Annotated in this window: 17 protein-coding genes; 10 read left to right on the forward strand and 7 right to left on the reverse strand. The window is 72.1% G+C overall.

All coding sequences use genetic code 11. From position 1 onward, the window contains the following. Window positions 1-29 precede the first annotated feature (29 nt). Window positions 30-293, reverse strand: coding sequence for a WhiB family transcriptional regulator (locus ACFYW7_RS16875; RefSeq protein ID WP_003975777.1), 264 nt, complete (start codon window positions 291-293; stop codon window positions 30-32). A gap of 730 nt (window positions 294-1,023) precedes the next feature. Between ACFYW7_RS16875 and ACFYW7_RS16880 the strand changes: the two genes are divergently transcribed. From ACFYW7_RS16880 to ACFYW7_RS16895, 4 genes are all read left to right on the forward strand, one after another. Next, on the forward strand, window positions 1,024-1,512 hold the full coding sequence (locus tag ACFYW7_RS16880) for a cysteine dioxygenase (RefSeq protein WP_389502788.1): 489 nt from the start codon (window positions 1,024-1,026) through the stop codon (window positions 1,510-1,512). An 87-nt stretch (window positions 1,513-1,599) separates the two neighbouring features. Further along, window positions 1,600-2,583: a 2-phospho-L-lactate transferase gene (gene cofD, locus ACFYW7_RS16885; RefSeq protein WP_389502790.1), complete on the forward strand. Its 984-nt coding sequence runs from the start codon at window positions 1,600-1,602 to the stop codon at window positions 2,581-2,583. Window positions 2,584-2,588: 5 nt separating this feature from the next. Next, window positions 2,589-3,932 carry a coenzyme F420-0:L-glutamate ligase gene (locus ACFYW7_RS16890; RefSeq protein WP_389503701.1) on the forward strand — a complete coding sequence of 448 codons (1,344 nt, stop codon included), beginning with the start codon at window positions 2,589-2,591 and terminating at the stop codon, window positions 3,930-3,932. Between the two features lie 612 nt (window positions 3,933-4,544). Next, window positions 4,545-5,561 carry a DNA-3-methyladenine glycosylase family protein gene (locus tag ACFYW7_RS16895; RefSeq protein WP_389502792.1) on the forward strand — a complete coding sequence of 339 codons (1,017 nt, stop codon included), beginning with the start codon at window positions 4,545-4,547 and terminating at the stop codon, window positions 5,559-5,561. A gap of 245 nt (window positions 5,562-5,806) precedes the next feature. Here ACFYW7_RS16895 and ACFYW7_RS16900 read toward each other — a convergent pair whose 3' ends face one another. Then, on the reverse strand, window positions 5,807-6,889 hold the full coding sequence (locus ACFYW7_RS16900; RefSeq protein WP_389502794.1) for a sugar phosphate nucleotidyltransferase: 1,083 nt from the start codon (window positions 6,887-6,889) through the stop codon (window positions 5,807-5,809). Window positions 6,890-7,086: 197 nt separating this feature from the next. Then, window positions 7,087-8,595 (reverse strand): peptidoglycan recognition protein, encoded by a 1,509-nt coding sequence (locus tag ACFYW7_RS16905; protein ID WP_389502797.1) that lies wholly within the window; start codon window positions 8,593-8,595, stop codon window positions 7,087-7,089. Between the two features lie 128 nt (window positions 8,596-8,723). On the opposite strand from ACFYW7_RS16905, the gene ACFYW7_RS16910 reads away from it, so the two are divergent. The 4 genes from ACFYW7_RS16910 (at window position 8,724) to ACFYW7_RS16925 (ending at window position 15,174) form a co-directional block, all read left to right on the forward strand. After that, window positions 8,724-9,479, forward strand: a complete 756-nt coding sequence (locus ACFYW7_RS16910; RefSeq protein WP_389502800.1) for a TIGR03089 family protein — start codon at window positions 8,724-8,726, stop codon at window positions 9,477-9,479. Window positions 9,480-9,988: 509 nt separating this feature from the next. After that, window positions 9,989-11,278: an LCP family protein gene (locus tag ACFYW7_RS16915; RefSeq protein WP_389502802.1), complete on the forward strand. Its 1,290-nt coding sequence runs from the start codon at window positions 9,989-9,991 to the stop codon at window positions 11,276-11,278. Between the two features lie 249 nt (window positions 11,279-11,527). Continuing rightward, window positions 11,528-13,300: an LCP family protein gene (locus ACFYW7_RS16920; protein WP_389502805.1), complete on the forward strand. Its 1,773-nt coding sequence runs from the start codon at window positions 11,528-11,530 to the stop codon at window positions 13,298-13,300. Between the two features lie 128 nt (window positions 13,301-13,428). Beyond that, window positions 13,429-15,174, forward strand: a complete 1,746-nt coding sequence (locus ACFYW7_RS16925) for an LCP family protein (RefSeq protein WP_389502807.1) — start codon at window positions 13,429-13,431, stop codon at window positions 15,172-15,174. Between the two features lie 73 nt (window positions 15,175-15,247). Here ACFYW7_RS16925 and ACFYW7_RS16930 read toward each other — a convergent pair whose 3' ends face one another. Continuing rightward, complete coding sequence (locus tag ACFYW7_RS16930) at window positions 15,248-16,279, reverse strand: glycosyltransferase family 2 protein (protein ID WP_389502809.1); 1,032 nt, start codon at window positions 16,277-16,279, stop codon at window positions 15,248-15,250. A gap of 168 nt (window positions 16,280-16,447) precedes the next feature. Between ACFYW7_RS16930 and ACFYW7_RS16935 the strand changes: the two genes are divergently transcribed. After that, window positions 16,448-17,950 carry an LCP family protein gene (locus tag ACFYW7_RS16935; protein WP_389502811.1) on the forward strand — a complete coding sequence of 501 codons (1,503 nt, stop codon included), beginning with the start codon at window positions 16,448-16,450 and terminating at the stop codon, window positions 17,948-17,950. A gap of 109 nt (window positions 17,951-18,059) precedes the next feature. Here the strand turns inward: ACFYW7_RS16935 and ACFYW7_RS16940 are convergent, their stop codons facing one another. After that, on the reverse strand, window positions 18,060-18,608 hold the full coding sequence (locus tag ACFYW7_RS16940) for an acyl-CoA thioesterase (protein WP_389502813.1): 549 nt from the start codon (window positions 18,606-18,608) through the stop codon (window positions 18,060-18,062). 118 nt (window positions 18,609-18,726) lie between these two features. Here ACFYW7_RS16940 and ACFYW7_RS16945 point away from each other — a divergent pair, with 118 nt between their 5' ends. Beyond that, the gene (locus tag ACFYW7_RS16945; RefSeq protein ID WP_389502815.1) at window positions 18,727-20,028 is read left to right on the forward strand and encodes an LCP family protein; all 1,302 of its coding nucleotides are present in this window, start codon (window positions 18,727-18,729) and stop codon (window positions 20,026-20,028) included. Window positions 20,029-20,175: 147 nt separating this feature from the next. Here the strand turns inward: ACFYW7_RS16945 and ACFYW7_RS16950 are convergent, their stop codons facing one another. Next, window positions 20,176-21,123 (reverse strand): hypothetical protein, encoded by a 948-nt coding sequence (locus ACFYW7_RS16950; RefSeq protein ID WP_389502817.1) that lies wholly within the window; start codon window positions 21,121-21,123, stop codon window positions 20,176-20,178. Next, window positions 21,120-22,766 carry a protein phosphatase 2C domain-containing protein gene (locus ACFYW7_RS16955; RefSeq protein WP_389502819.1) on the reverse strand — a complete coding sequence of 549 codons (1,647 nt, stop codon included), beginning with the start codon at window positions 22,764-22,766 and terminating at the stop codon, window positions 21,120-21,122. The genes ACFYW7_RS16950 and ACFYW7_RS16955 overlap by 4 nt, the downstream gene beginning before the upstream one ends. Window positions 22,767-22,776 lie beyond the last annotated feature (10 nt).

A 22,776-nucleotide genomic window follows, 5' to 3' on the forward strand; every position in this document is an offset into this window, starting at 1 on the left:
TCCGAGTCCGCTTTTCCGTGCGACCGCCCTCAGACGGCGGCCTTCTTCAGACGACGCCGCTCCCGCTCGGACAGACCGCCCCAGATGCCGAACCGCTCGTCGTTGGCGAGCGCGTATTCGAGGCACTCGGAGCGGACCTCACAGGCGAGGCAGACCTTCTTGGCCTCGCGGGTGGAGCCGCCCTTCTCGGGGAAGAAGGACTCGGGGTCGGTCTGGGCGCACAGCGCGCGCTCCTGCCAGCCGAGTTCCTCGTCCGCGTCGTCGACCAGCAGTTGCTGCACCAGCTCGGTCATGTGCGCCCCTCGTCTGTCTTTCGCGTCCCCGTGATGCTGCCGTCACCGATTTCGGCTGAACGACACGAGTGAAATTACAAGTGTGCCGATCCGGGCCAGTCAAGCCGAGATCTGCTATTGGGCCCCTTATTCACTCTGCGGAACCAAGGCTATGCGGAAAGTGTTCAAATCGGCATAAACCCTGACGGCCCAAAGGTCCAGGTCAGACGTCCACCCCTTCGGAGGAGAGGACGTCCAGGAGTTCGATCTCGTTCCGACGCGGACTCCGAAGCGAAACTGATCACATTTGGATCACGGGGCCGCGGCGAGGTTTGTTCACCCGGTTGTGCGCCATGTGTCCGGGGGGACCCCTGAACAAACCTTTCGCCTGCCAGATGAACCGGATGAGGTGAAACATCTCCCACATAACGGACATGAAGTTGACAGTCGAGGGATGAACCGGTGTCCTAGTGGGCATGCTCGCGAACTCGGCCACCACCTCGACCCGCACCGCCGGGTCCCAGGGTGCTGTCCACGTCCGCTGTAGCTGTTGTTGCTGTTCCAGCTGTTGAGCCCTACCGCGCTCCGGCTGCCTCGCCGCCACTGAGGCGAACCCCCGCCCCTCACCGGGCCACCGCCCGCACCAGGGCTCCTCTCCCGCCCGTGACCCGGGCGGAGTCCCCCGCCCGTCACCCGGGCGGGAACGGCCAGCGACACCCCAGCACTCTCCCGCCGAGGAACCACCGCACCCATGAACAGCGACAACGACCTCCAGATCGCCGGCGACATCCTCGAAGTACCGCACCTGCTCCAGCCGCCGCGTGAACACCCCTCCACCGTGGCCGAGTTCGTCGGCCTGGCGCGCTCCATCGCCGCCGACCGCTCCCAGTGGGAGCACCTCGTCCGGTACGACGCCACCTCGCGTTGGTACCACCGGCTGCGCACCGGCCCCGGCTACGAGGTGTGGCTCCTGTCCTGGGTGCCCGGACAGGGCAGCGGACGGCACGACCACGGCGGCTCCTCCGGCGTACTGACCGTCCTGGACGGCGCGCTGACCGAACACACCGAGCGCGGCACGCGCGCCCTGAGCGCGGGCGCGCAGCGGGTGTTCGCGCCCGGCTACGTCCACGATGTCGTCAACGACTCGCTCGAACCGGCCGTCAGCCTGCACGTCTACTACCCGGGTCTCACGGAGATGCCGATGCGCGCGGCGCGCTGCGCGGTCGCCGAAGCCGTGTGAGGAGGCCGTACCGGACCGCGGGCCCGTGGCGCCGGGGTCTCGTGACCGGCTGACACGTTGTCGTACCCGCCTGCGAGACTGAACCCCATGCGCATTGTGGTTCTGGCAGGCGGTATCGGTGGTGCCCGGTTCCTGCGTGGTCTCCAGCGGGCCGTGCCGGACGCGGACATCACGGTCATCGGCAACACCGGCGACGACATCCATCTCTTCGGGCTGAAGGTCTGCCCGGACCTCGACACGGTGATGTACACGCTCGGCGGCGGTATCAACGAGGAGCAGGGTTGGGGGCGGGCCGACGAGACCTTCCACCTCAAGGAGGAGCTCGCGGCGTACGGACTCGGGCCCGAATGGTTCGGACTCGGCGACCGCGACTTCGCGACACACATCGTGCGGACGCAGATGCTGGGTGCGGGCTACCCGCTCAGCGCCGTCACCGAGGCCCTGTGCGACCGGTGGAGGCCGGGCGTGCGCCTCCTCCCCATGTCCGACGACCGCGTCGAGACCCATGTCGCGGTCACGCTGCCGGACGGCGACCCGGCCGGGGCCGCCGGCGAACGCAAGGTGATCCACTTCCAGGAGTACTGGGTGCGGCTGCGGGCCTCCGTGCCCGCCGAGGCGATCGTGCCGGTCGGCGCGGAGCAGGCCAAGCCCGCGCCCGGAGTCCTGGAGGCCATCTCCGAGGCGGACGTCATCCTCTTCCCGCCGTCCAACCCCGTCGTCTCCGTCGGCACCATCCTCGCCGTGCCCGGCATCCGGGAGGCCGTCGCCGAGGCGGGGGTACCGGTCGTCGGCCTCTCCCCGATCGTCGGCGACGCGCCGGTGCGCGGCATGGCCGACAAGGTACTGGCCGCGGTCGGCGTCGAGTCCACCGCCGCCGCGGTCGCCGAGCACTACGGCTCGGGTCTCCTCGACGGCTGGCTCGTCGACACGGTCGACGCCTCGGCCGTGGAGCGCGTCGAGGCGGCCGGCATCCGGTGCCGGGCCGTACCGCTGATGATGTCCGACCTCGACGCCACCGAGCTGATGGCGCGGGCGGCGCTGGAGCTGGCGGAGGAGGTGCGGACCTCGTGACCGGCATCGAGACCGCGGTGTCCCTTGTGGGGGGACACGTCGGCCCGCCCGCCGACGCGGGTTACCGGGTCTGGGCACTGAGCGGGATTCCCGAGGTGCGCCCCGGGGACGACCTGGCGAAACTCGTCGCGGCGGCCGAGCCCGGTCTCGTCGACGGGGACGTGCTCCTCGTCACCTCCAAGATCGTTTCCAAGGCGGAGGCCCGGATCGTCGAGGCCGCCGACCGCGAGGCCGCCATCGACGCCGAGACCGTCCGGGTCGTGGCGCGCCGCGGCCCGCTGCGGATCGTCGAGAACCGGCAGGGTCTGGTGATGGCCGCCGCCGGGGTCGACGCCTCCAACACCCCCGCCGGGACCGTTCTGCTGCTGCCCGAGGACCCGGACGCCTCCGCGCGCGCGATCCGCGCGGGACTGCGGGACGCCCTCGGGGTCGACGTCGGCGTCGTCATCACGGACACCTTCGGACGGCCCTGGCGCACCGGGCTCACGGACGTCGCCATCGGCGCCGCGGGCGTCCAGGTGCTGGACGACCTGCGCGGCGGCACCGACGCGCACGGCAATCCGCTGAGCGCGACCGTCGTCGCCACGGCCGACGAGCTCGCCGCCGCCGGTGACCTGGTCAAGGGCAAGTCCTCCGGACTGCCCGTCGCCGTGGTGCGCGGGCTCGCGCGCCTGGTGACCGACGGGGACGGCGACGGGGCGCGGGCGATGGTGCGCGACGCGCGCGACGACATGTTCCGGCTGGGCACCTCGGAGGCGGTACGGGAGGCGGTGACCCAGCGGCGTACCGTACGGGCCTTCACCGACGAGCCCGTCGACCCCGGGGCCGTACGCCGTGCGGTCGCCGCGGCGGTGACCGCGCCCGCGCCGCACCACACCACGCCCTGGCGGTTCGTGCTCCTGGAGTCCGAGGAGTCGCGGACGCGGCTGCTCGACGCCATGCGGGACGCGTGGATCGCGGATCTGCGGGGCGACGCGAAGAGCGAGGAGTCCATCGCCAAGCGGGTCCGCCGGGGCGACGTGCTGCGCAGGGCGCCCTATCTGGTGGTGCCGTGCCTGGTCATGGACGGATCGCACACCTACGGCGACGAGCGGCGGGACGCCGCCGAGCGCGAGATGTTCGTGGTCGCCACCGGGGCGGGCGTGCAGAACTTCCTGGTCGCGCTGGCCGGGGAGCGGCTCGGCTCCGCGTGGGTGTCGTCGACGATGTTCTGCCGTGACGTCGTGCGCGAGGTTCTGGAGCTGCCGGACAACTGGGACCCCATGGGCGCCGTGGCCGTCGGTCACGCGGCGGAGGAACCCCGGGCCCGCCCGGAGCGGGACGCGGCGGGCTTCATCGAGCTGCGCTGATTCTGGCGGGGCGCCTTGGGCGGGGGCTTGCCGCCGGTTGGCTCGCCGTCTATTGACCCGCCGGGGTGCGGGTTGCGAACCGGTGTGAGTCCGTCCCGATGTGCGGGCCCGACCCGAGGTGCGGGTCTCCGCTGTGCGGGTCGGGCCGCCGTTCCTACCGGCCCTCGATGAGCGCCGGATCCGGCGTGGGTGCCGGGCCGCCGTGCTTGCCGCCCTTTGATGCGTGCCGGATCCGGCGAGGGTGCCCTTCCGCCGTGCGGCCGGTTCGCCGTGCGGCCGGTTCGCCGTGCGGCCGGTTCGCCGTGCGGCCGGTTCGCCGTGCGGCCGGTTCGGCGTGCGGGCCGGTTCGGCGTGCGTGCGTCCATGCCCCGCCGGGGCTGCGCCGAAATTGCACGGCGCCGCTTGCCTCGGGTTGGCGGACCCGGCCCCGGCCGGCGGTTCGCGCAGCTGTGGAAGGGGCGTGGCAGCGGAGGTACCGGTCGGCCGGACTCGGAGCAGGCGCCGGGGGTCCGGCGTCGCACCGTCCGGGGGTGTCGTGGTGTTCGGAGGCCTCGGTGTGGGGGGAGCGCCTACTCTCGTAGGGCATCCCCAAGTACCTCTAGGACCTCATTCGTGTCTGGACGATTCGCTCCCCGGCCGACGCGTACGACCGTGCGCGGCGGCCATGTCGTCGTGCCCGGCGGGGCCGCGACGGGCGGAGTGCCCCGCCGGTCGGCCGAGCCCGGTCGCGCTCGTACCTGGACTCCCGACGGACCGCTCGATCTCGGGCTCGTCCTCGGGCCGCTGCGACGGGGACCGGGGGACCCGACGTTCCGGACGACGCCCGACGGCTCCGTGTGGCGGGTCGCCCGTACGCCCGCCGGGCCCGGCACACTGCGGGTCGCGCTGCGCGGTGGGGTGGTCCGGGGCGACGCCTGGGGACCGGGAGCCGAGTGGCTGCTGGACCGGCTCCCCGACCTGCTCGGTGCCGCCGACGACCCCGACGCCTTCGAACCACGGCACCGGCTGGTCGCGCTCGCCCGGCATCGCCGTCCCGGCCTGCGGCTGGTGCGGACCGGGATGGTGATGGAGTCGCTGATCCCCTCCGTCCTCGAACAGAAGGTCACCACCGACGAGGCGTACCGGGCCTGGCGGCTGCTCGTCCGGAAGTTCGGGGAGCCGGCGCCCGGGCCCGCCCCGGAGCGGATGCACGTCATGCCCGCGCCGCGGACCTGGGCCCTGATCCCGTCCTGGGAGTGGCACCGGGCCGGGGTCGACGACAAGCGGGCCGCCACGATCCTGCGGGCCGTACGGGTCGCGGCGCGGCTGGAGGAGGCCGTGGCCCTCGATCCGGTGCGGGCGCAGCAGCGACTGGAGCTGGTGTCCGGGATCGGGCCGTGGACGTCCGCGGAGGTGGTCCAGCGCAGTCACGGCGCGGCGGATTCCGTGACCGTGGGGGATCTCCATCTGCCGGGGATCGTCGGGTACGCGCTGGCGGGGGACCGGGACGCGGACGACTCCGTCATGCTGGAGCTGCTGGAGCCGTACGCCGGGCAGCGGCATCGGGCCGCCCGGCTGATTCTGCTCGCCGGGCGTACGCCGCCGCGGCGCGTGCCGAAGATGCCCCGGGGGGACATCGGGCGGCTGTAGCCGGGGGCGGCTTCTCCCCGCCGGTCGGCTTCTCCCCCGCCTGCCCGGTCGGTCGGCCTCGCGGCGGTCCGAGAGGGGTTTCGCCCCCTCCGCCCCTGCCCTTCCCGTGTCCGGGGGCGCTGCCCCCGCCTCCCCCGTTTCGCGCTGCGCGCTCGTCCTCGAACGCCGGACAGGCTGGAATCTGCTCGCCCTCGAACCCCGGACGGGCTGTATCTCCAGCCCGTCCGGGGTTCGTCGAGGTGGGGTTACTGGTCCGAGGAGAAGCGCAGGGTGGCGCCCGGGATGTGGGCGTCGCACCAGACGCGGGCTCCGTCGCGCAGTTCGTTGTCGGGGCCGACGACCGCTCCGTCGCCGATGACCGCCCCGGTGAGGACGGTGCGTTCGCCGATGCGGGCGCCGACGCCGACGAAGGAGTCGGTGACGACCGCGCCGGGTTCCACGACGGCTCCGGCGAGGACCGTGCTGCCGGTGATCCGGGCGCCCTCGCCGACGCGGGCGCCCTCGCCGACCACCGTGCCGCCGGTGAGCTTGGCGTCGGGCGCCACCGTGGCCGTGGGCAGGACCAGGCGGTCGCCGCAGCGGCCGGGGACGGCCGGGGACGGGGCGCGGCCGAGCACGAGGTCGGCGGAGCCGCGGACGAAGGCCTGCGGGGTTCCGAGGTCCAGCCAGTAGGTGGAGTCCACCATGCCCTGGAGGTGGGCGCCGCCGGCCAGCAGCTCCGGGAAGGTCTCGCGTTCGACGGAGACCGGACGGCCCTCGGGGATCGTGTCGATGACCGAGCGGCGGAAGACGTACGCCCCCGCGTTGATCTGGTCGGTGACGATCTCCTCGGGGGTCTGCGGCTTCTCCAGGAACGCCGTGACGCGGCCGGTGGGGTCCGTGGGGACCAGGCCGAACGCGCGCGGGTCCTCGACCCGGGTGAGGTGGAGGGAGACGTCCGCGCCGGTCGTCTCGTGGGTCGCCACCAGGGCCGGGATGTCCAGACCCGTGAGGATGTCGCCGTTGAAGATCAGCACCGGGTCGTCGGGCCCCGACCGCAGTCGGGACGCCACGTTGCGGATGGCGCCGCCCGTGCCGAGCGGCTCCTCCTCGGTGACGTACTCGAGATGGAGGCCCAGCGAGGAGCCGTCGCCGAAGTACGGCTCGAAGACCTCGGCCAGGTAGGACGTGGCCAGCACGATGTGCTCGACGCCCGCCGCGCGCGCCCGCGCCAGCTGGTGCGTGAGGAACGGGACCCCGGCCGCCGGAACCATCGGCTTGGGCGTGTGCACCGTGAGGGGGCGCAGCCGGGTGCCTCTGCCGCCGACCAGGAGGATCGCTTCTGTCACCTGTCGTCTCTGCTTCCTGCCGGGACCGGCCGAACTGTCTTTCGGCCGGCCAGTGTATGCAGACCGTTCGATGGCGCCTTCGATGGCCGTGCGGTGTCCTTCGACGGGCCTCTGTCGTGACTTCGGGTGATCAGTGCCGGTCCGGCGGGGACGAACCCCGCCGGCCTTGCTCGTTCCTGGGTCCCGCTCCCTGCTCCCTAGCGGCCCTGGTAGCCGGCTGCCGTCTTCCTGGCCGAGCCGAGCTTGCCGTAGAGAAGCCGTCCGGGGCACTCCGTGGAGAACCCGTCCCGATGGCCCGAGATCACGTTCAGTCGCACGTTCTTTCCTTTTCGGTAGAGATTGCCACCGGCTGACGTCAGGTATGTCTTGCCACGCGGATTGGCACCGTAGAGGCCGAGTTTCCACGCCGTGAGCCTCGAGACGGCCTTGAGCGCGGCGTCGGACGGCTTCGTGTTGCCGAAGTTGCCGAGGACGGCGATCCCCATGCTGTTCGTGTTGAAGCCGAGGGTGTGAGCGCCCTTGACGGCCTTCGCGACGCCTCCGGCCCGGCCCTCGTAGATGTTTCCGCACTTGTCGACGAGGAAGTTGTAGCCGATGTCACGCCAGCCGCTGCTCACCACGTGGTAGCGGTAGATGCTGCGGATGATCGAAGGGACCTGCGAGCAGGAGTACTTGTTGCCCGAGGCGGTGTGGTGCACGAAGGCCGCCTTGACCTTCTTCGTGTAGACGAAGCCGCGCTCGCGCAGGTTCTCGTTGGCGCCCCAGCCGTGGCGCGTGATGATGCGGGGGCGCGGTCCGATGAACGGCTGCGCGCGCCGCTCTCCGAACTCGTCGGGGAGGTACTCGCGCTCCGTCTCCTCCCGGGACAGCGCGGCGATCTCGTTGGCGCCCGCGCTCTCGCTCCCGTTCCACGCGCCGGCGCCCTCGTCGGGTTCTCCGCCCGTCATGCCCGCGCCCAGGTCGCCCTCCGACTCCCCGATCCCCTGGTCCCCGTCCGTCGAGCCCACCCGCGTGCCCGGGCGGGCGGCGCCCGTCCGGGCGGCCGTGCCGGGTGCGGTCCCGCCGGGATCGACCAGTTCGAGGCGCAGGCCCCTGGGGAGGGAGTCCGCCGGTGCGGCCGGGCGCCGCTTCTCGGGACCCACCCCGTAACGCCCCCCGGGGCGCTCCGCCGAGCTCCCCACCGGGCCTTCCGCCGAGCTCTGTTCCGGGCTCTCCCGCGCGCCCTCCCCGGTTCCCGGGACGCGCTCGGCGTCGACGCGGACCTCGACGCCGTCCGAGTCGCCCACCCACAGCGGGGCGGTGGAGCCCCGCACCCGGCGCGATGTGCCCTCGGCGGTGTCCGGGTCGGCGGCGTGCTCGTGGTTGTGGGTGTCGACGTCCTGCCAGTCCGACCAGCGGTCGGTGCCGACCGCCCGCGTGCGGACCTGGACCCGGCCGTTCAGCTCGCTGTCGGGGTCGTCCCAGACGATCCCGACCAGGGAGAACGGCTTCACGTCCCGGCGCGCGAGGCCCTGTTCGGACGCGGCGGGACCGAGGGCTCGTTCACCGCTGAGCGGGACGAGCGGCAGGGACCGGGTGCTGCCGGGAACGGCGGCCTCGGACGGCGACCCCGGCGTCCCGGCCTGGGCCGGTGCGGGCAGGGTGAGAGGAAGGGCGAGAGCGGCCGCGCAGGTGACGCCGACCGAGGAAGCAAGGAATCCACGCATGCTCCTGATCCTGGACATAGTCATACATATCTGTCCATCGCGGAATTGACGGGCCGTCGGACGCGCTCCGCCGAACCGGTGGTGTGCGCGGCCGGTGCCGCGCGGCACCCCCGCGTACGCTTGCCCGCGTGAACGCCACCGACCGCACCCCTGCCGACCTGCTGCGATCCGCGCTCTCCGCGGACCCGGCGCGCCCCCTGGTGACCTTCTACGACGACGCGACGGGCGAACGCGTCGAATTGTCCGTGGCCACCTTCGCCAATTGGGTGGCCAAGACCGCCAACCTGCTCCAGGGCGAGATGTCCGCGGAGCCCGGCGAACGGGTGGCGCTGCTGCTGCCCGCGCACTGGCAGACGGCGGTGTGGCTGCTCGCCTGTTCCTCGGTGGGCGTCGTCGCGGACGTCGGGGGCGACCCGGCCGCCGCCGACCATGTCGTCGCGGGCCCCGGGCGGTTCGAGGACGGGCTCGCCTGTTCCGGCGAGCGCCTCGCCCTCTCGCTCGCGCCGCTCGGCCGCCGCTTCCCGACCCCGCCCGCGGGCTACGCCGACTACGCGGTGGAGGTGCCGAGCCAGGGCGACCGGTTCGCGCCGTACGCGCCGGTCGATCCGGAGGAGCGGGCGCTGATCGTCGCCGGGGCCGCGTACACGGGCGCGGAGGTCGTGGAGCAGGCCCGGTCCGACGCCCCCGGGCTGGATCTGACGGGACCCGGTTCACGCATCCTGTCGGCGCTCTCGTACGACACCTGGGAGGGACTGGCCGCCGGCCTGTACGCGCCGCTCGCCACCGGCGGATCGGTGGTGCTCTGCCGCCACCTCGACCGGCTGGACGACGACTCGCTCGCCCAGCGGATCGAGAGCGAGCGGGTGACGGCGACGGCCCGCTGAGGTCCGACCTCCAGGTCCTGCCGTCACCTTCCCCCCGCCCCGCGGCGACGACGACGGAAAGACGGCGGGAAGGCGGCGGCAGGACCTGGTCCGCCTCCGGTCCGCCCCGTGGTCCGCGGCCCATCGGAGCGCGGCGCCGATGGGGGACAGCCGTGCGGCCGTGCTCGCACCGGGCGCGTTCGGCGATCCGACCGGGCGGCCGGTGGCTGGGCGCCGCCGTCGTGGCGGGCGCCCGCCCGGGATCGCGGGCAGGCCTCAGAGGCCGTCCGGGGAGCGTCAGGCCGGAGGGACGCGCCCGTTCCGCCGGGACCCGCTCGCATGCGCCCACGACGCCGCGCGTACGCGCACGCATCCGTGCGGCCCGTCCGGAAGCCGTACGGCCCGGCGCGGGCGGCCCTGGCGGCGTCCGGGGCCCGGACGGACCCGTCCCCCGTTCGGCTCATCACCGGCGCCCCTCACCGGCCGCTCCGGGACATGGTCGTAGGAGCAGCCCGACACGCTCGTACGCCATGAGGGGTGGTGGTTCCGACGTGACCGACACCGCAGGCACACCCTCCGGGCGCCAACAGGGGCCGGGGCTGGGGGCGTCGCCCACCGGGGTCGGACGCCGGCGGCGGCGCTGGCTGCGGTACACCGCCATCGGGGTGACCGTGGCGGTCCTCGGTGCCGCGGGGATCGGCTGGGCCGCGTACGAGAAGCTGAACGGGAACATCACGGCCGACGACGACGCCGCCGCCGAGCTCGCCCGGTACGAGAAGGAACGGCCCACCGCGCTGGTGCACGACGCGCAGAACATCCTGCTGATCGGGTCGGACTCGCGATCGGGGGCCGGCAACAAGAAGTACGGCCGCGACTCCGGGACCGAGCGGTCCGACACCACGATCCTGCTGCACCTCTCGGCGAACCGGCGCAGCGCGACCGCCATGTCGCTGCCCCGCGACCTGATGGTGGACGTGCCGGGCTGCCGGCGTCCGGACGGCACCCGCACCGATCCCATGTTCGCGATGTTCAACTACGCCTTCCAGGTGGGCGGTTCGGCCTGCACGATCCGTACCGTCGAAAAGCTCACGAACATCCGCGTCGATCACCACATGGTGGTCGACTTCCACGGTTTCAAGGACATGGTCGACGCCGTGGACGGCGTCGAGGTGTGCCTGAAGGAGCCGATCGACGACAAGGCGGCCAAGCTGAGGCTGCCCGCGGGCAAGGTCGTGCTCGACGGCGAGCAGGCCCTCGGCTACGTCCGCGCCCGCAAGAGCATCGGCGACGGCAGCGACACCGACCGCATGGACCGCCAGCAGCGCTTCCTGGGCGCGCTCGTCAACAAGGTGCGCAGCAACGACGTCCTGCTCAACCCGGCGAAGCTGTACCCGGTCCTGGACGCGGCCACCTCGTCGCTGACCACCGACCCGGGGCTGGCGAGCCTGCGCGGCCTGTACGACCTGGTGCGCGGCATGCGGGACATACCCACCGACAACGTGCAGTTCCTGACCGTCCCGCGGACCTCCTACGTCCTCAACGCCAACCGCGATCAGCTCGTGGAGCCCGAGGCCACCCGGCTCTTCGCCCGACTGCGCGCGGACCGGCCGGTGACGGTCACCGAGGAACCGTCGCGGAAGCTCACCCAAGGCCGGCCACCGCTTTCCCCGAGCCCGTACGGAAACTCGTCGCGCGGCTACGAAAAGGAGTCGGACGGCGACGGAAAGTCGAACGCGACAGGGCCCGCCGCGCTCGCCGGGACACCCGACCCGGCACCCACTTTCCGGGGCAACACGGCCGCCGAGGATGCCTGCGGGTAAAGCCCGCGCCAAGGGTGGGAACAGCTGAGCTAAGAACTCTCCGAGAAATAGGACGGATTGCCCGGTTGTAGGAACGTTGAATTCGTCACGGCCGTCGCTAGACGCTGAACTGGACGGATAGTGTGAGCGATCCGGTGCACCCGGCCACGAGGACAGTCCTGGCGGTCGCGCACTGCTTGACCGAGACCCGAGCGCCTTTTTGAGGGGGAAAAAGGCGCCGCGTGGCCCCGACGGAGGATTCAGACAACCGTGGACGCGCAAGGCCGTGGGCGGGCGGACGACATCGATCCCGCAGACCAGTGGGTGCTCAACCCGAACACCGGTGAATACGAACTGCGACTGCCCCCTTCCGGAGCGCAATCGGGAGTGCCGCGGCCTCGGAGGGGCAATCCCTCCCAGGCGGCCCGCTCCCGGACGGCATCCGGCAGGGATCGCGCGGCACCGGGCCGGGACCGTGAAGCGCCGGGGCGGGAACATGACGCGCCCGGCCCCGATGTACCAGGGCCGCGCAGGCGGCGCGGTGAACCGCCGGAGCCTCTTCCGGGTCGTCGCCGTGGGCGCACCAAGGCGCCCAAGAAGTCGAAGGCCAAGAAGGTCCTGCTCTGGACCGGCGGCACCATGGCGCTGGTGCTGGTGGCCGTGACGGGCGGCGCGTACGCCTACCTCAAGCATCTTGAGGGCAAGATCCACACGGAGGACGTCGGCGGCTCGGCCAAGAGCGGCTTCAGCAAGGACGAGGCCTTCAACCTCCTCATCATCGGCACCGACAAGCGCACCGGTGCGGGCAACGAGGGCTACGGCGACAAGAACAGCGTCGGGCACGCCGACACGAACATCCTGCTGCACGTCGCCAAGGACCGGACGAACGCGACCGCGATGAGCATTCCGCGCGACCTCATCGTCGACATCCCCGAGTGCAAGTCGAAGCAGGAGGACGGCTCCGAGAAGCTCATCCGGGGCACGGAGAACCAGCGCTTCAACACGAGTCTCGGCCAGTACGACCGGAACCCGGGCTGCACGATGGACACGGTCAAGGCGGTCACCGGCATCACCGTCGACCACTTCGTGATGGCCGACTTCAACGCCGTCAAGACGCTGACCAGCGCGGTGGGCGGCGTCGAGGTCTGTCTCGCGAAGAACGTCGACGACCCCGACTCGCACCTCAAGCTGTCCGCGGGCAAGCACACCATCGAGGGCGAGCAGGCCCTCGCGTTCGTACGCACCCGGCACAGCTTCGGCAACGAGGGCGACCTCGACCGCATCAAGGTGCAGCAGCAGTTCCTGGGCTCCCTGATGCGCAAGATGAGTTCGAGCGACACCCTCACCAGCGCCACCAAGCTGTACAAGCTGGCCGAGGCCGCCACCGACGCGCTCACCGTCGACACCGGCATCGGCAAGGCCACCACGCTCAAGGACATGGCCCTGGAGCTGAAGAAGGTGCCGCCGAAGAACATCACCTTCACGACGGTCCCGGTGATAGACAACCCGGCCGAGAAGACCCCGGTCACGGTCGTGGTCAGCCCGACGAAGTCCCAGCCGGTCTTCGACGCGATCAAGAACGACGTCTCCTTCACCGCCGTGAAGCAGAAGGAGAAGAAGGAGAAGGCCTCGGTGGCCGCCCGTCTCAAGGGCTCCCGGTCCGCCGCGTCCGACATCCGCGTCGACATCTACAACGGCGGCGCCAAGGCCGGCTCCGCACAGGAGACTCTCAACTGGCTGCAGAATGATGAGGGAGTGCTCAAGTCCACCCAGCTCGGAAACGCCGACGAACCGCTCGGCAGGACGACGCTGGAGTACTCGCCCGACCAGGCCGACCAGGCACGCAAGCTGGCGGATCTGATGGGACTGCCCGCTTCGGCGATGAAGCCCGGCAAGAGCGAGAAGAACTCGCAGGGACTGCCGGCGATCGTGCTGACCCTGGGCAAGGACTTCAAGGGCGCCGGAGTGCCTCTGGCGGCTCCGACGAAGGCGCCGGACGTGGACGACAAGACCACGGCGGACAAAACAGTGTGCGCCAAGTGATGACCTGACGGGTCCGTCGAGCGTCCTACAGGACGTGAGGGGCGCCCGGCGGCCGGATGCGATGCGCGTCCGGCCGCCAGGTGTGTGACGGACCCGTTTGTCAGGCGCAGGGTGGGGAGGGGCTGGAGATGGCGCAAAGCAGTGTGCATGGGGAGGGAGCACGATCACGTGTCCCGCGAGCCGGTGAGTTGGGCTGGGACGACAGCGTGTACGAGGAGGGCGGCGAGCCCGTTCGTACGGCTGGGGACGATCGGGCCCGGCCCGTCGGCGAGGGTGGCGACGACGGAGCGAGTCCGGCGTCCGACGACACCATGCCGCTCGCCACGCAGGGGCAGGGCCGGCACGGCGGGGGCGGCGGCGGACGGGGCGGCACCGGGAACCGCCCACGGCGCGGACGCCGGATACTGCGCTGGTCGGCGATGATCCTGTCGCTCCTGATACTCGGGACCGCCGGCGCGGGCTACCTGTACTACCGGCATCTGAACGGCAACATCAAGCAGGACGAGCTGAACATCGGCGACGAGAAGGACCGCGCCGCCAAGTCGAAGCCGAACGCTGCGGGCCAGACCCCGCTGAACATCCTGCTGATCGGTTCGGACGCCCGGAACTCCGCCGCGAACCGGAAGCTCGGGGGCGCGCGGAACACCTTCGACGGGTCCGTCCGCGCGGACGTCCAGATGCTGCTGCACCTCTCGGCGGACCGCACCAACATGTCGGTCGTGAGCATGCCGCGCGACACCATGGTGGACATACCCGCCTGTACCGACCCGGACACCCGGAAGACGTACGCCGCGAGCACGTATCCCACGATCACGAACGACTCGCTGCGCCGCGGCGGCCCCGGCTGCACGGTCGCCACCTGGGAGAAGCTGACCGACATCCACATCGACCACTTCATCATGGTCGACTTCGCGGGTGTGGTCTCGATGGCCGACGCGATCGGCGGCGTCCCGGTCTGCGTGAAGGAGAACGTCTACTCGCGCACCTCCACCGGCAAGGGCTCCGGACTGAAGCTCAAGGCGGGCACGACGTCCGTCAAGGGCAAGCAGGCCCTGCAGTGGCTGCGGACGCGCTACGGCTTCGAGGACAACACCGACATCGGCCGGACCAAGGCCCAGCACCAGTACATGAACTCGATGGTGCGCGAGCTGCGCGAGAACGCCACGCTGAGCAACCCGGGCAAGCTGAGGAGCCTCGCGGAGACGGCCACCAAGGCGCTCACCGTCGACGACAGCCTGGGCACGGTGACCAAGCTCTACGACCTCAGCAACGAGCTGAAGAAGGTCCCGTCGAAGCGCATCACCATGACCACCATGCCGTGGGTGTACGCCCCCGACGGAGCCCGGGTGCTCCCCAAGGCGACCGACGCGGACAAGGTCTGGCGACTGCTCCGCGAGGACATCGCGCTGGACGGCAAGGGCAAGAAGAAGGCCACCGAGCGCACCTCGAAGGACCCGGCCGCGGCCGACGGCGAGATCGCGGTGCAGGTGCAGAACGGCACGCGCACCAGCACCCTGGCCCCGGTCAGCGGGCGCGCGAGCGCGGTGACCGGACTGCTCGTCGGCAAGGGCTTCACCCAGGCGAAGGCCGACACCACGACGGCGACCACCGAGGACGCCACGGTGATCCGCTACCCGAGCGCCGATCTGGAGGGCGACGCCCTGAGGATCGCCAAGTCCCTCGGGATTCCGACGAGTTCGGTGGAGCAGTCGGCGAACGTCTCCGGGATCACCCTGGCCGTCGGCGCCGACTGGCGGGAGGGCACCGCGTACAAGGCGCCCGCGGACGACAACTCGGTTCCCGAGTCCGCGAAGCTGGACAAGGGCGCGGACACCGAAGCCTGCATGGACATCAATCCGGACTTCGTCTGGTAGCGGGGGACGGACGGTGAAAGGCAGTCGGGCCCCTCTCGGTTTCGAGAGGGGCCCGACTCATGTACGGACGGGCTCAGTCGGAGCCGACGAGGACGGCGGGGCGACGGGACGCGATGACCTTCTTCGCCAGCGCCTTCGGGCTGGTGAGGAAGCCCCAGCCCCACGACATGTGCATCGTCGCGAGGGCGACGGGGATCTGGATCCGGGCCTTCGCCGGCAGCCCCTTGCCCGCGGGCAGCGAGCCGAGCGCGATGGCCGCGAGATACCCGGCCGGGACGACGAGGCCCCAGGGGGTCAGCGCCGCGCCGACGACCACACCCGCCGCGATCGCGCAGACGGCGGTCGGCGGGGCGAGGTAGCGCAGGTTGATGGAGCCCTCGTGGTAGCGGGCGACGACGTGCCGCCAGCGGCCGTAGTCCTTGTACTGCTTGCCGAGCGCCCTGACGGACGGGCGCGGCCGGTAGGACACCTTCAGCTCGGGCGAGAACCAGATGAGTCCGCCGGCCTCACGGATACGGAAGTTCAGCTCCCAGTCCTGGGCGCGGATGAACTCCTCGTTGTAGCCGCCCTGCTGCTCCAGCGCCTCGCGCCGGAAGACACCGAGGTACACGGTCTCGGCAGGGCCCGCCTCGCCACCGGTGTGGAAGGCCGCGTTGCCGACACCGATCTTCGACGTCATGGCGGCGGCGACGGCGTGCTCCCAGTCGCTCTCGCCCTCGGCGTGCATGATGCCGCCGACGTTCTGCGCGCCGGTCTCCTCCAGGAGCCGTACGGCGGTGGCGATGTAGTTCGGGGAAAGCATGCCGTGCCCGTCGACGCGCACGACGACGGGATGCCGGGACGCCTTGATCGCGGCGTTCAGCGCCGCGGGCGTGCGACCGGTCGGGTTCGGCACGGTGTGGACCCGCGGGTCCTCGCGGACGAGTTCGGCGGCGATCTCGTCGGTCCGGTCCGTGGAGGGACCGATGGCGATCACGACCTCCATCTCGCCGTCGTACTCCTGCGCCAGGATCGCTTGCACGGCCCCGCGCAGATGCCGCTCCTCGTTGAGGACGGGCATGATCACAGAAACGGCGGGGGACCGCACGTCGGGCTTCTCGCTCATCGGGCCTCACGTTACCGCGAACGGGGGACACGGTCGCGCGCCGCCCGGCCTTAAGGACCGGGCCGCAGATCGTATGGGCCTACCGTGCTCACGGATCCCCACGCCCAGCGGAACGCGGCCCCGCCCGGTCTCGCGGAACGCGCCCCTCCCCCGTCCAGCCTCGCGGAGGTGTCCCCCTTGCCCACGCCGCCCCGCTCCCCCGTCCGACCCCAGCGCCCCCCGCAGCCGTCACCCGCACGGCGTCCCACCCGGCGGTACGACGGACGCCCGGTGCGCCGCGTACGGCGCAGGAAGCCGCGCTGGGCCGTCCGGGCGCTGACCACCGTCTCCGCGGTGGTCCTCGCCTCGGCGGGGATCGGGCACGCGGTGGTGACCAGCCTGGACGCGGACATCGCCCGGGTGGACCCGTTCAAGGACATGAAGAACCGGCCCGAGGCGGGCAACGGCATGAACGTGCTGCTGGTCGGTACCGACGGCCGGGACAGGATCACCGAGGCGGAGCGGCGGAAGTACCGGCTCGGCGGCGCCCCCTGTCACTGCACGGACACGATCATGATCGTGCACATCTCGGAGGACCGGGAGCGCGCCAGCATCGTCAGCCTGCCGCGCGACTCCTACGCCGAGACCCCCGAGATCACCGACCCGGTCACCGGCAGACGGACCGCCCCGCACCCCCTCAAACTGAACGCGGCGTACGCGCAGGGCGGCCCGACCCTGACCGTGCGGACCGTCGAGGACATGACCCACGTGAAGATCGACCACTATCTGGAGGTCGACTTCGCCAGCTTCATGAAGACGGTGGACGTGCTCGGCGGCGTCCGGGTCTGCACCGCGCGGCCGCTCAAGGACAGCTACACCGGCCTCGACCTGAGCGCGGGCTCGCACCTGCTGAGCGGCGGCCAGGCCCTTCAGTACGTACGGTCCCGGCACACCGACGGCTCCTCCGACCTCGGCCGGATGCAGCGCCAGCAGCGCTTCCTGGCGGCGCTCGTGGGACAGGCCACGTCGTCCGGCGTGCTGCTGAACCCCATGAAGTTCCGTGACGTGACGCGGGCCGCGCTGGGCTCGGTACGGGCCGACAAGGGCTTCGGCACGGACGAGCTGCTGGATCTGGGCCGGGCGATGCGGAACTTCTCCCCGTCCTCGTCCGAGTTCACGACCGTGCCGATCGGCCGGATGGGCTACGTCGTCAAGGGCATCGGCTCGACCCTGAAGTGGGACGAGACCAAGGCGCGGAAGCTGTTCCAGGATCTGCGCGAGGACAAGCCGCTCGCGGCGCCCCGGGCGCCGCGGCCGAAGGCCGTCCGGGTCGCGGTGGCCCCGCAGCAGATCCGGGTCCAGGTCGAGAACGGGACCGCGACGACGGGGCTCGGCAAACGGGTCGACGGCGCGCTCGCCGCCACCGGGTTCCGGACGACGGGGCGGCCCGTCACCGCCGGGGACCGTACGGTCCGGCGCACCGTCGTCGCGTACGACCCCCGCTGGGACCGCTCGGCGAAGTCCCTCGCGACCGCGCTGCCCGGTTCCGAACTGCGCGCGGTCCCCGGTCAGGGCCCGCTGCTGAAGGTGATCGCCGGCGCGGACTTCAAGAAGGTCGCCCGGGTACGGGCGGAGGACCGGCAGCAGGGGGAGTCCGGGGTGGTGACGGGAGACCAGGTGGTGTGCCCGTGACGACCCCGGACCGGGCCCGCGCCGGCGACGTCCGCCGCGACCGCACGGACAGGTCCCGGGCCCTGGCGTGCGGGGCGTCGCGGGGCGGACGGGAAGGTGACAGCGGGTCCTAGTCGTCGAGGCCTTCCGCCGCGCGCTTCTCGCGGAGTTCCATGATCGCGCGGCGGCGGGCCAGGCGGTGGGTGCGGCGGATCTGCGCCTCCTGGTAGCGGCGCTCGTCGCGCTCCGTCTCCGCGAGGACCGGCGGGACCCGGCGGGGCTTGCCGTCGGCGTCGACGGCGGCGAACACGAGATAGGCCGAGCCGACCTGCTGGGCCGGCGTGGACTCGTTCCAGCGCTCAGCGAGGACCCGGACGCCGACCTCCATCGAGGTACGTCCGGTCCAGTTGACCTGGGCCTTCACATGGACCAGGTCGCCGACGCGGACGGGTTCGAGGAACGCCATCTCGTCCATCGAGGCCGTGACGGCGGGCCCGCCGGAGTGCCGCCCGGCCACCGCGCCCGCCGCGTCGTCGACGAGCTTCATGATCACTCCGCCGTGCACCGAACCCAGGAGGTTGGTGTCGTTGTGGGTCATGATGTGGCTGAGGGTGGTCCGGGACGCTGAGGTCGGCTTGCCCGGAATATCGTTTTCCGGACTGGGGGCCTGATCTGTCATGTCCTCCACCTTATGCCGGGCGCCGGACGGTCCCTTTGCATCAGCTCTGCAACAGGCGTGACCCAGATCTCCCCGCTCCCTTGTAAGGGGCCTGGTGGGGAGCGGCACACTGGTCCGCATGAATGATTGGCCCGACGGGTGGTCCGACGAGAACCGCAGCAACCGCTACGGACGCGGCAGCGCAGGCGCCCAGCCTGAGAGCGCCCGCGTCATGCGACAGGTCCGCCGCGGCCCGTCCGCCCCCGGACCGGGCCAGGACGCCCCGCCCTACGGCGGCGGCGTGCCCCGCCAGCCGTCGTACGTCGACGGCCAGGGCTACGACGACGGCTACGGCGACAACGGGTACGACTCCGGCTACAACACGGGCCAGACGTACGGCGCCCCCGACGGGCCGGGCGGCCCGCAGGGACCCGGCGGCGGCGCGTACCCGCAGCGCCCGGCACCGAACTGGCGGCGCCGGATCAAGTGGACCGCCATCACGCTGGTCACCGCGCTGGTCGTGGTCTCCGTCGGCACCTACTTCTGGGCGGACTCCAAGCTCCACCGTGACGTGGATCTCTCCAAGGTCATCGACCGCCCGGAGACCGGCGAGGGCACGAACTACCTGATCGTCGGTTCCGACAGCCGCGCCGGCATGTCCGCCGAGGAGAAGAAGAAGCTGCACACCGGCTCCGCCGAGGGCAAGCGCACCGACTCGATGATGATCCTGCACACCGGGAGCAACGGCTCGACACTGGTCTCGCTGCCGCGTGACTCCGACGTCGAGATCCCCACGTTCAAGGGTTCCGAGTCCGGCAAGACGTACCAGGGCACCGGCAAGCACACGAAGCTGAACGCGGCCTACGCCATGGACGGACCCGAGCTCCTCGTGCGCACCATCGAGGCCAACACGGGTCTGCACATCGACCACTACGTGGAGATCGGCTTCGGCGGGTTCGCGAGCATCGTCGACGCCGTCGGCGGTGTCGAGATGACCCTCGACAAGGGCTTCAAGGACAAGTACTCGGGCGCCGACTTCAAGGCGGGCAAGCAGACGCTGAACGGCGAGCAGGCCCTCGCCTTCGTCCGTACCCGGCACGCCTTCGCCGCCTCGGACCTGGAGCGCACCAAGAACCAGCAGAAGTTCCTGGCCGCCCTGGCCCACCAGGTCGCGACCCCCTCGACCGTCCTGAACCCCTTCAAGCTCTACCCGACGATGGGCGCGGGCCTCGACTCGCTGATCGTCGACAAGGACATGGGCCTGTGGGACCTGGCCGACATGTTCTGGGCCATGAAGGGCGTCACCGGCGGCGACGGCAAGTCCATGAACATGCCGATCTCGGGCTCCAGCGGCGGCAACCTCGTCTGGGACCGGACCAAGATGAAGGCCCTGGTGGAGCAGTTGAAGAACGACGAGACGGTCACGGTCTCGGGGAACTGAGCACCGCCGTACCCTCCGACTCACGCGGAGCACCGCCCTTCGGCGCGGTGCTCCGCGTGATGTCGTTCCCGCACCTGTTCCCGCACGGGTTCCCGCACGCGTGCCTGTACGCGTGCCTGTACGCGTACGGGAACCCGTGCCCGTCGCTCATTTGCGGAGGGTGATGTGGCCCCGGGTGCGGGGCCCGTCGAACTTGGAGCGGTCGACGACGGGCCTCGGGCCGGGTTCCGCGGCGACGAGACGGATGGTGTCGCGGCCCGCCAGCGCGGTGCACCACTGGGCCAGGTGGGGGCGGGTGCCGCGGGGACCGGACGCCTCCTCCCACAGGGCGCGCACCGCGCCGGCCCGCCGGTCGTCGAGCACGCCGGACAGCGGGTTCAGGGACGTGCCGGGGGAGACGTACGCGTCCTGGCTCAGCACGCGGCCCACCAGCAGGGCCGTCTTGTAGCGGTCGCTGTCCACCGTGGCGGTACCGGCGGCGGCCAGCGGGTCGTGCCAGTCGGGTGTGTCCGCCTGCTCCAGGACCGGCGGACGGCCGGCCATGCGGACGCCGTCGCAGTCCAGGAGGTACGGGGCGGGGGCCGGCCGGACGGTCCACAGCACGTTCGCGTGGGACACGTCGCCGACGACCAGCCCCAGGGTGTGCAGCCATCGGAAGAGTCCGAGGACGGCGACCACCAGCGCGTACCGCTCGGCCGGCGAGGGCTGCGCCACGGCCTGCCAGGCCGGCCTCGGCGGCCGGAGCAGATACGACAGGTCGGTCAGCCGGGTCTCGCCGCGCCCTGTCCGCCAGGTCATGGAGCCGGGCGCGCGGCGCATCAAAAAGCCCGTCACCCTGCCGCCGTCCACGACCCGGCACAGCGGCCACGCCGTCTCCCGGTCCAGCCGCTCCCGGTCGGCCGCGGCGAGCCCCTGCCGCAGGGCGACGAGCGCGGCGAGTTCGGCGCCGTCGACCTTCCCCGGCTCGCGGTAGCTCTTGTACAGCAGCCCGTCCGGACCGGTGACGTCGTACACCTCGCCCTGGCCGCCGTCGCCGATCCGCGCCCCGAGGGCGAGCGGGCCGAGGGACACGTCGGCGCCGTCGCCGTGGCTCACGGAGCGGCCTCCCACAGGACGACGGCGGTGCGGTCGTCGTCGTACGACTTGACCCGGTACTGGAGCTGCCACAGGAAGTCGGCCGGTGCCGGCACGGTCCCGGTGCCCCACCCGGACCCGAGGAAGTCCCGCATCCCGGCGTCTCCCGCGAGCGGGGTGGACAGGCCGTCCGTGCACAGCACGAGCACGTCGCCCGGCAGGGCCGGGGCCAGGAGCCGGGCGCGGGCGCGGTGGCCGTGCGGCAGGGCGGCGGTGCGGGTGTCGATCATTCCGTCGCCGTCGTGCTCGGGGTCCGTGAGGGACAGGTTCCAGGCGCCGGCGCGCAACAGCGCGGTGCCGCCGTCGCCGACGGCCAGGAATCCGCGGGTACGGACGCGGGGGTCGAGCGGGACCAGCAGGGCGCGCAAAGTGGTGGCGTACGCGGCGGGGTCGTCGCCGCGTTCGCGGGCGCGGTGCGCGAGAAGGGTCGCGACCCGGCCCACCGCGGTGTCCGCCAGCGCGGCGAACCGGGGCCCGTCACCCACGCGCAGGGTCTCGGAGAGCTCCCCGGAGAGGCCGTCCAGCTCCATCGCGGCGAGCCGGCAGGCCTCCTGCGAGCCGACGTGCGAACGGGCCGCCGACCCCACGCCGTCCGCCACCGCGAGCAGCAGCAGTCCGTCGGCGCCGGGCGCCCCGAGGCGCACCACCGCCAGGGAGTCCTGGCGCGGCTCTCCCTGGTAGCGGTGCGAGTCGCCGCGCACGGACGCCGCCCGGACCGTCAGGGCGCCGTACCCGGCACCGTCCACCACCATGTCGGGTGTCAGTGCCGCGGCCGGGTCCTGCCGGACCGAGGGGAGTTCCAGGGGTTCGGGCGCGTACAGCGGGGGCTTGGGACCGGAGTGGCGCGGAGCGCCGAGGACCGGTACGGGCACGGTCCGGGTGACGGGCTCCTCGCGCGGGGGTCCGGCCTCCGCCCGTCCGGACCAGGCCCCGGACTCTGACCAGGAACCGGACCCGGACCCGGACTCGGGCCGGGACCCGGACCAGGCCCCGGAACCGGAGTCGGACCCGGACTCCGCCGCATCGCGCGCGGACGGTGCTGACGGCCGCTGCCCGTATCCGGGCATCGGTGACGCGGGAGTCGGTTCGTACGAGGACGGCGGGGGCGTGTGCTCCTCGAAGCGGGGCATGGGCTGCCGCTGTACGGAGCCGGACGACGGCACCGGGGGTGCCGGGTCGTACGAGGCGGGTGGTGCCGCGTGCGGGGTCGGCCCGTACGTCGTGGCCGGTGAAGGTCGCGGCGGTCCGGCCGTGGGCGCCGTGGAGGGCGTCGGCCCGCTGCCCGGCGCGTCGGCTTCCGGCTGGTGGGTGAAGAACTGGTCGACGCTCTGCCAGGTCGCGTCCAGCGGGTCGGGCTCCCGCGCCTCCGGCCAGGGGAGATCCGGCTGACGCGCGTCCGCCCGGTCCGTGTCCCCAGAGCCGCCGTCCGCCCGGCCCGCGCGCCCCTGTCCCGCGCGCTCCTGACCGGGATGCCCCTGGCCGCCGTGCGCCTCGTCCGCGTACGCCCGGCCGCCGTCCGCGGGCTCCCGTGCGTCGGGTTCCCACGGGCCGGGTCGCCGCGGACCGGACCGGGGCTGCCCGGCGGAGTTCATGTCGTTCCCCATCGGTGCGACC

The organism is Streptomyces sp. NPDC002580, assembly GCF_042889485.1.
Lineage (GTDB): Bacteria > Actinomycetota > Actinomycetes > Streptomycetales > Streptomycetaceae > Streptomyces.

Bases quoted from the DNA above. Each gene is read 5' to 3' on its own strand.
- ACFYW7_RS16875 (WP_003975777.1), bottom strand. From the start codon at position 293: ATGACCGAGCTGGTGCAGCAACTGCTGGTCGACGACGCGGACGAGGAA.
- ACFYW7_RS16880 (WP_389502788.1), top strand. From the start codon at position 1,024: ATGAACAGCGACAACGACCTCCAGATCGCCGGCGACATCCTCGAAGTA.
- cofD (WP_389502790.1), top strand. From the start codon at position 1,600: ATGCGCATTGTGGTTCTGGCAGGCGGTATCGGTGGTGCCCGGTTCCTG.
- ACFYW7_RS16905 (WP_389502797.1), bottom strand. From the start codon at position 8,595: ATGCGTGGATTCCTTGCTTCCTCGGTCGGCGTCACCTGCGCGGCCGCT.
- ACFYW7_RS16915 (WP_389502802.1), top strand. From the start codon at position 9,989: ATGAGGGGTGGTGGTTCCGACGTGACCGACACCGCAGGCACACCCTCC.
- ACFYW7_RS16925 (WP_389502807.1), top strand. From the start codon at position 13,429: ATGGCGCAAAGCAGTGTGCATGGGGAGGGAGCACGATCACGTGTCCCG.
- ACFYW7_RS16930 (WP_389502809.1), bottom strand. From the start codon at position 16,279: ATGAGCGAGAAGCCCGACGTGCGGTCCCCCGCCGTTTCTGTGATCATG.
- ACFYW7_RS16940 (WP_389502813.1), bottom strand. From the start codon at position 18,608: ATGACAGATCAGGCCCCCAGTCCGGAAAACGATATTCCGGGCAAGCCG.
- ACFYW7_RS16945 (WP_389502815.1), top strand. From the start codon at position 18,727: ATGAATGATTGGCCCGACGGGTGGTCCGACGAGAACCGCAGCAACCGC.
- ACFYW7_RS16955 (WP_389502819.1), bottom strand. From the start codon at position 22,766: ATGGGGAACGACATGAACTCCGCCGGGCAGCCCCGGTCCGGTCCGCGG.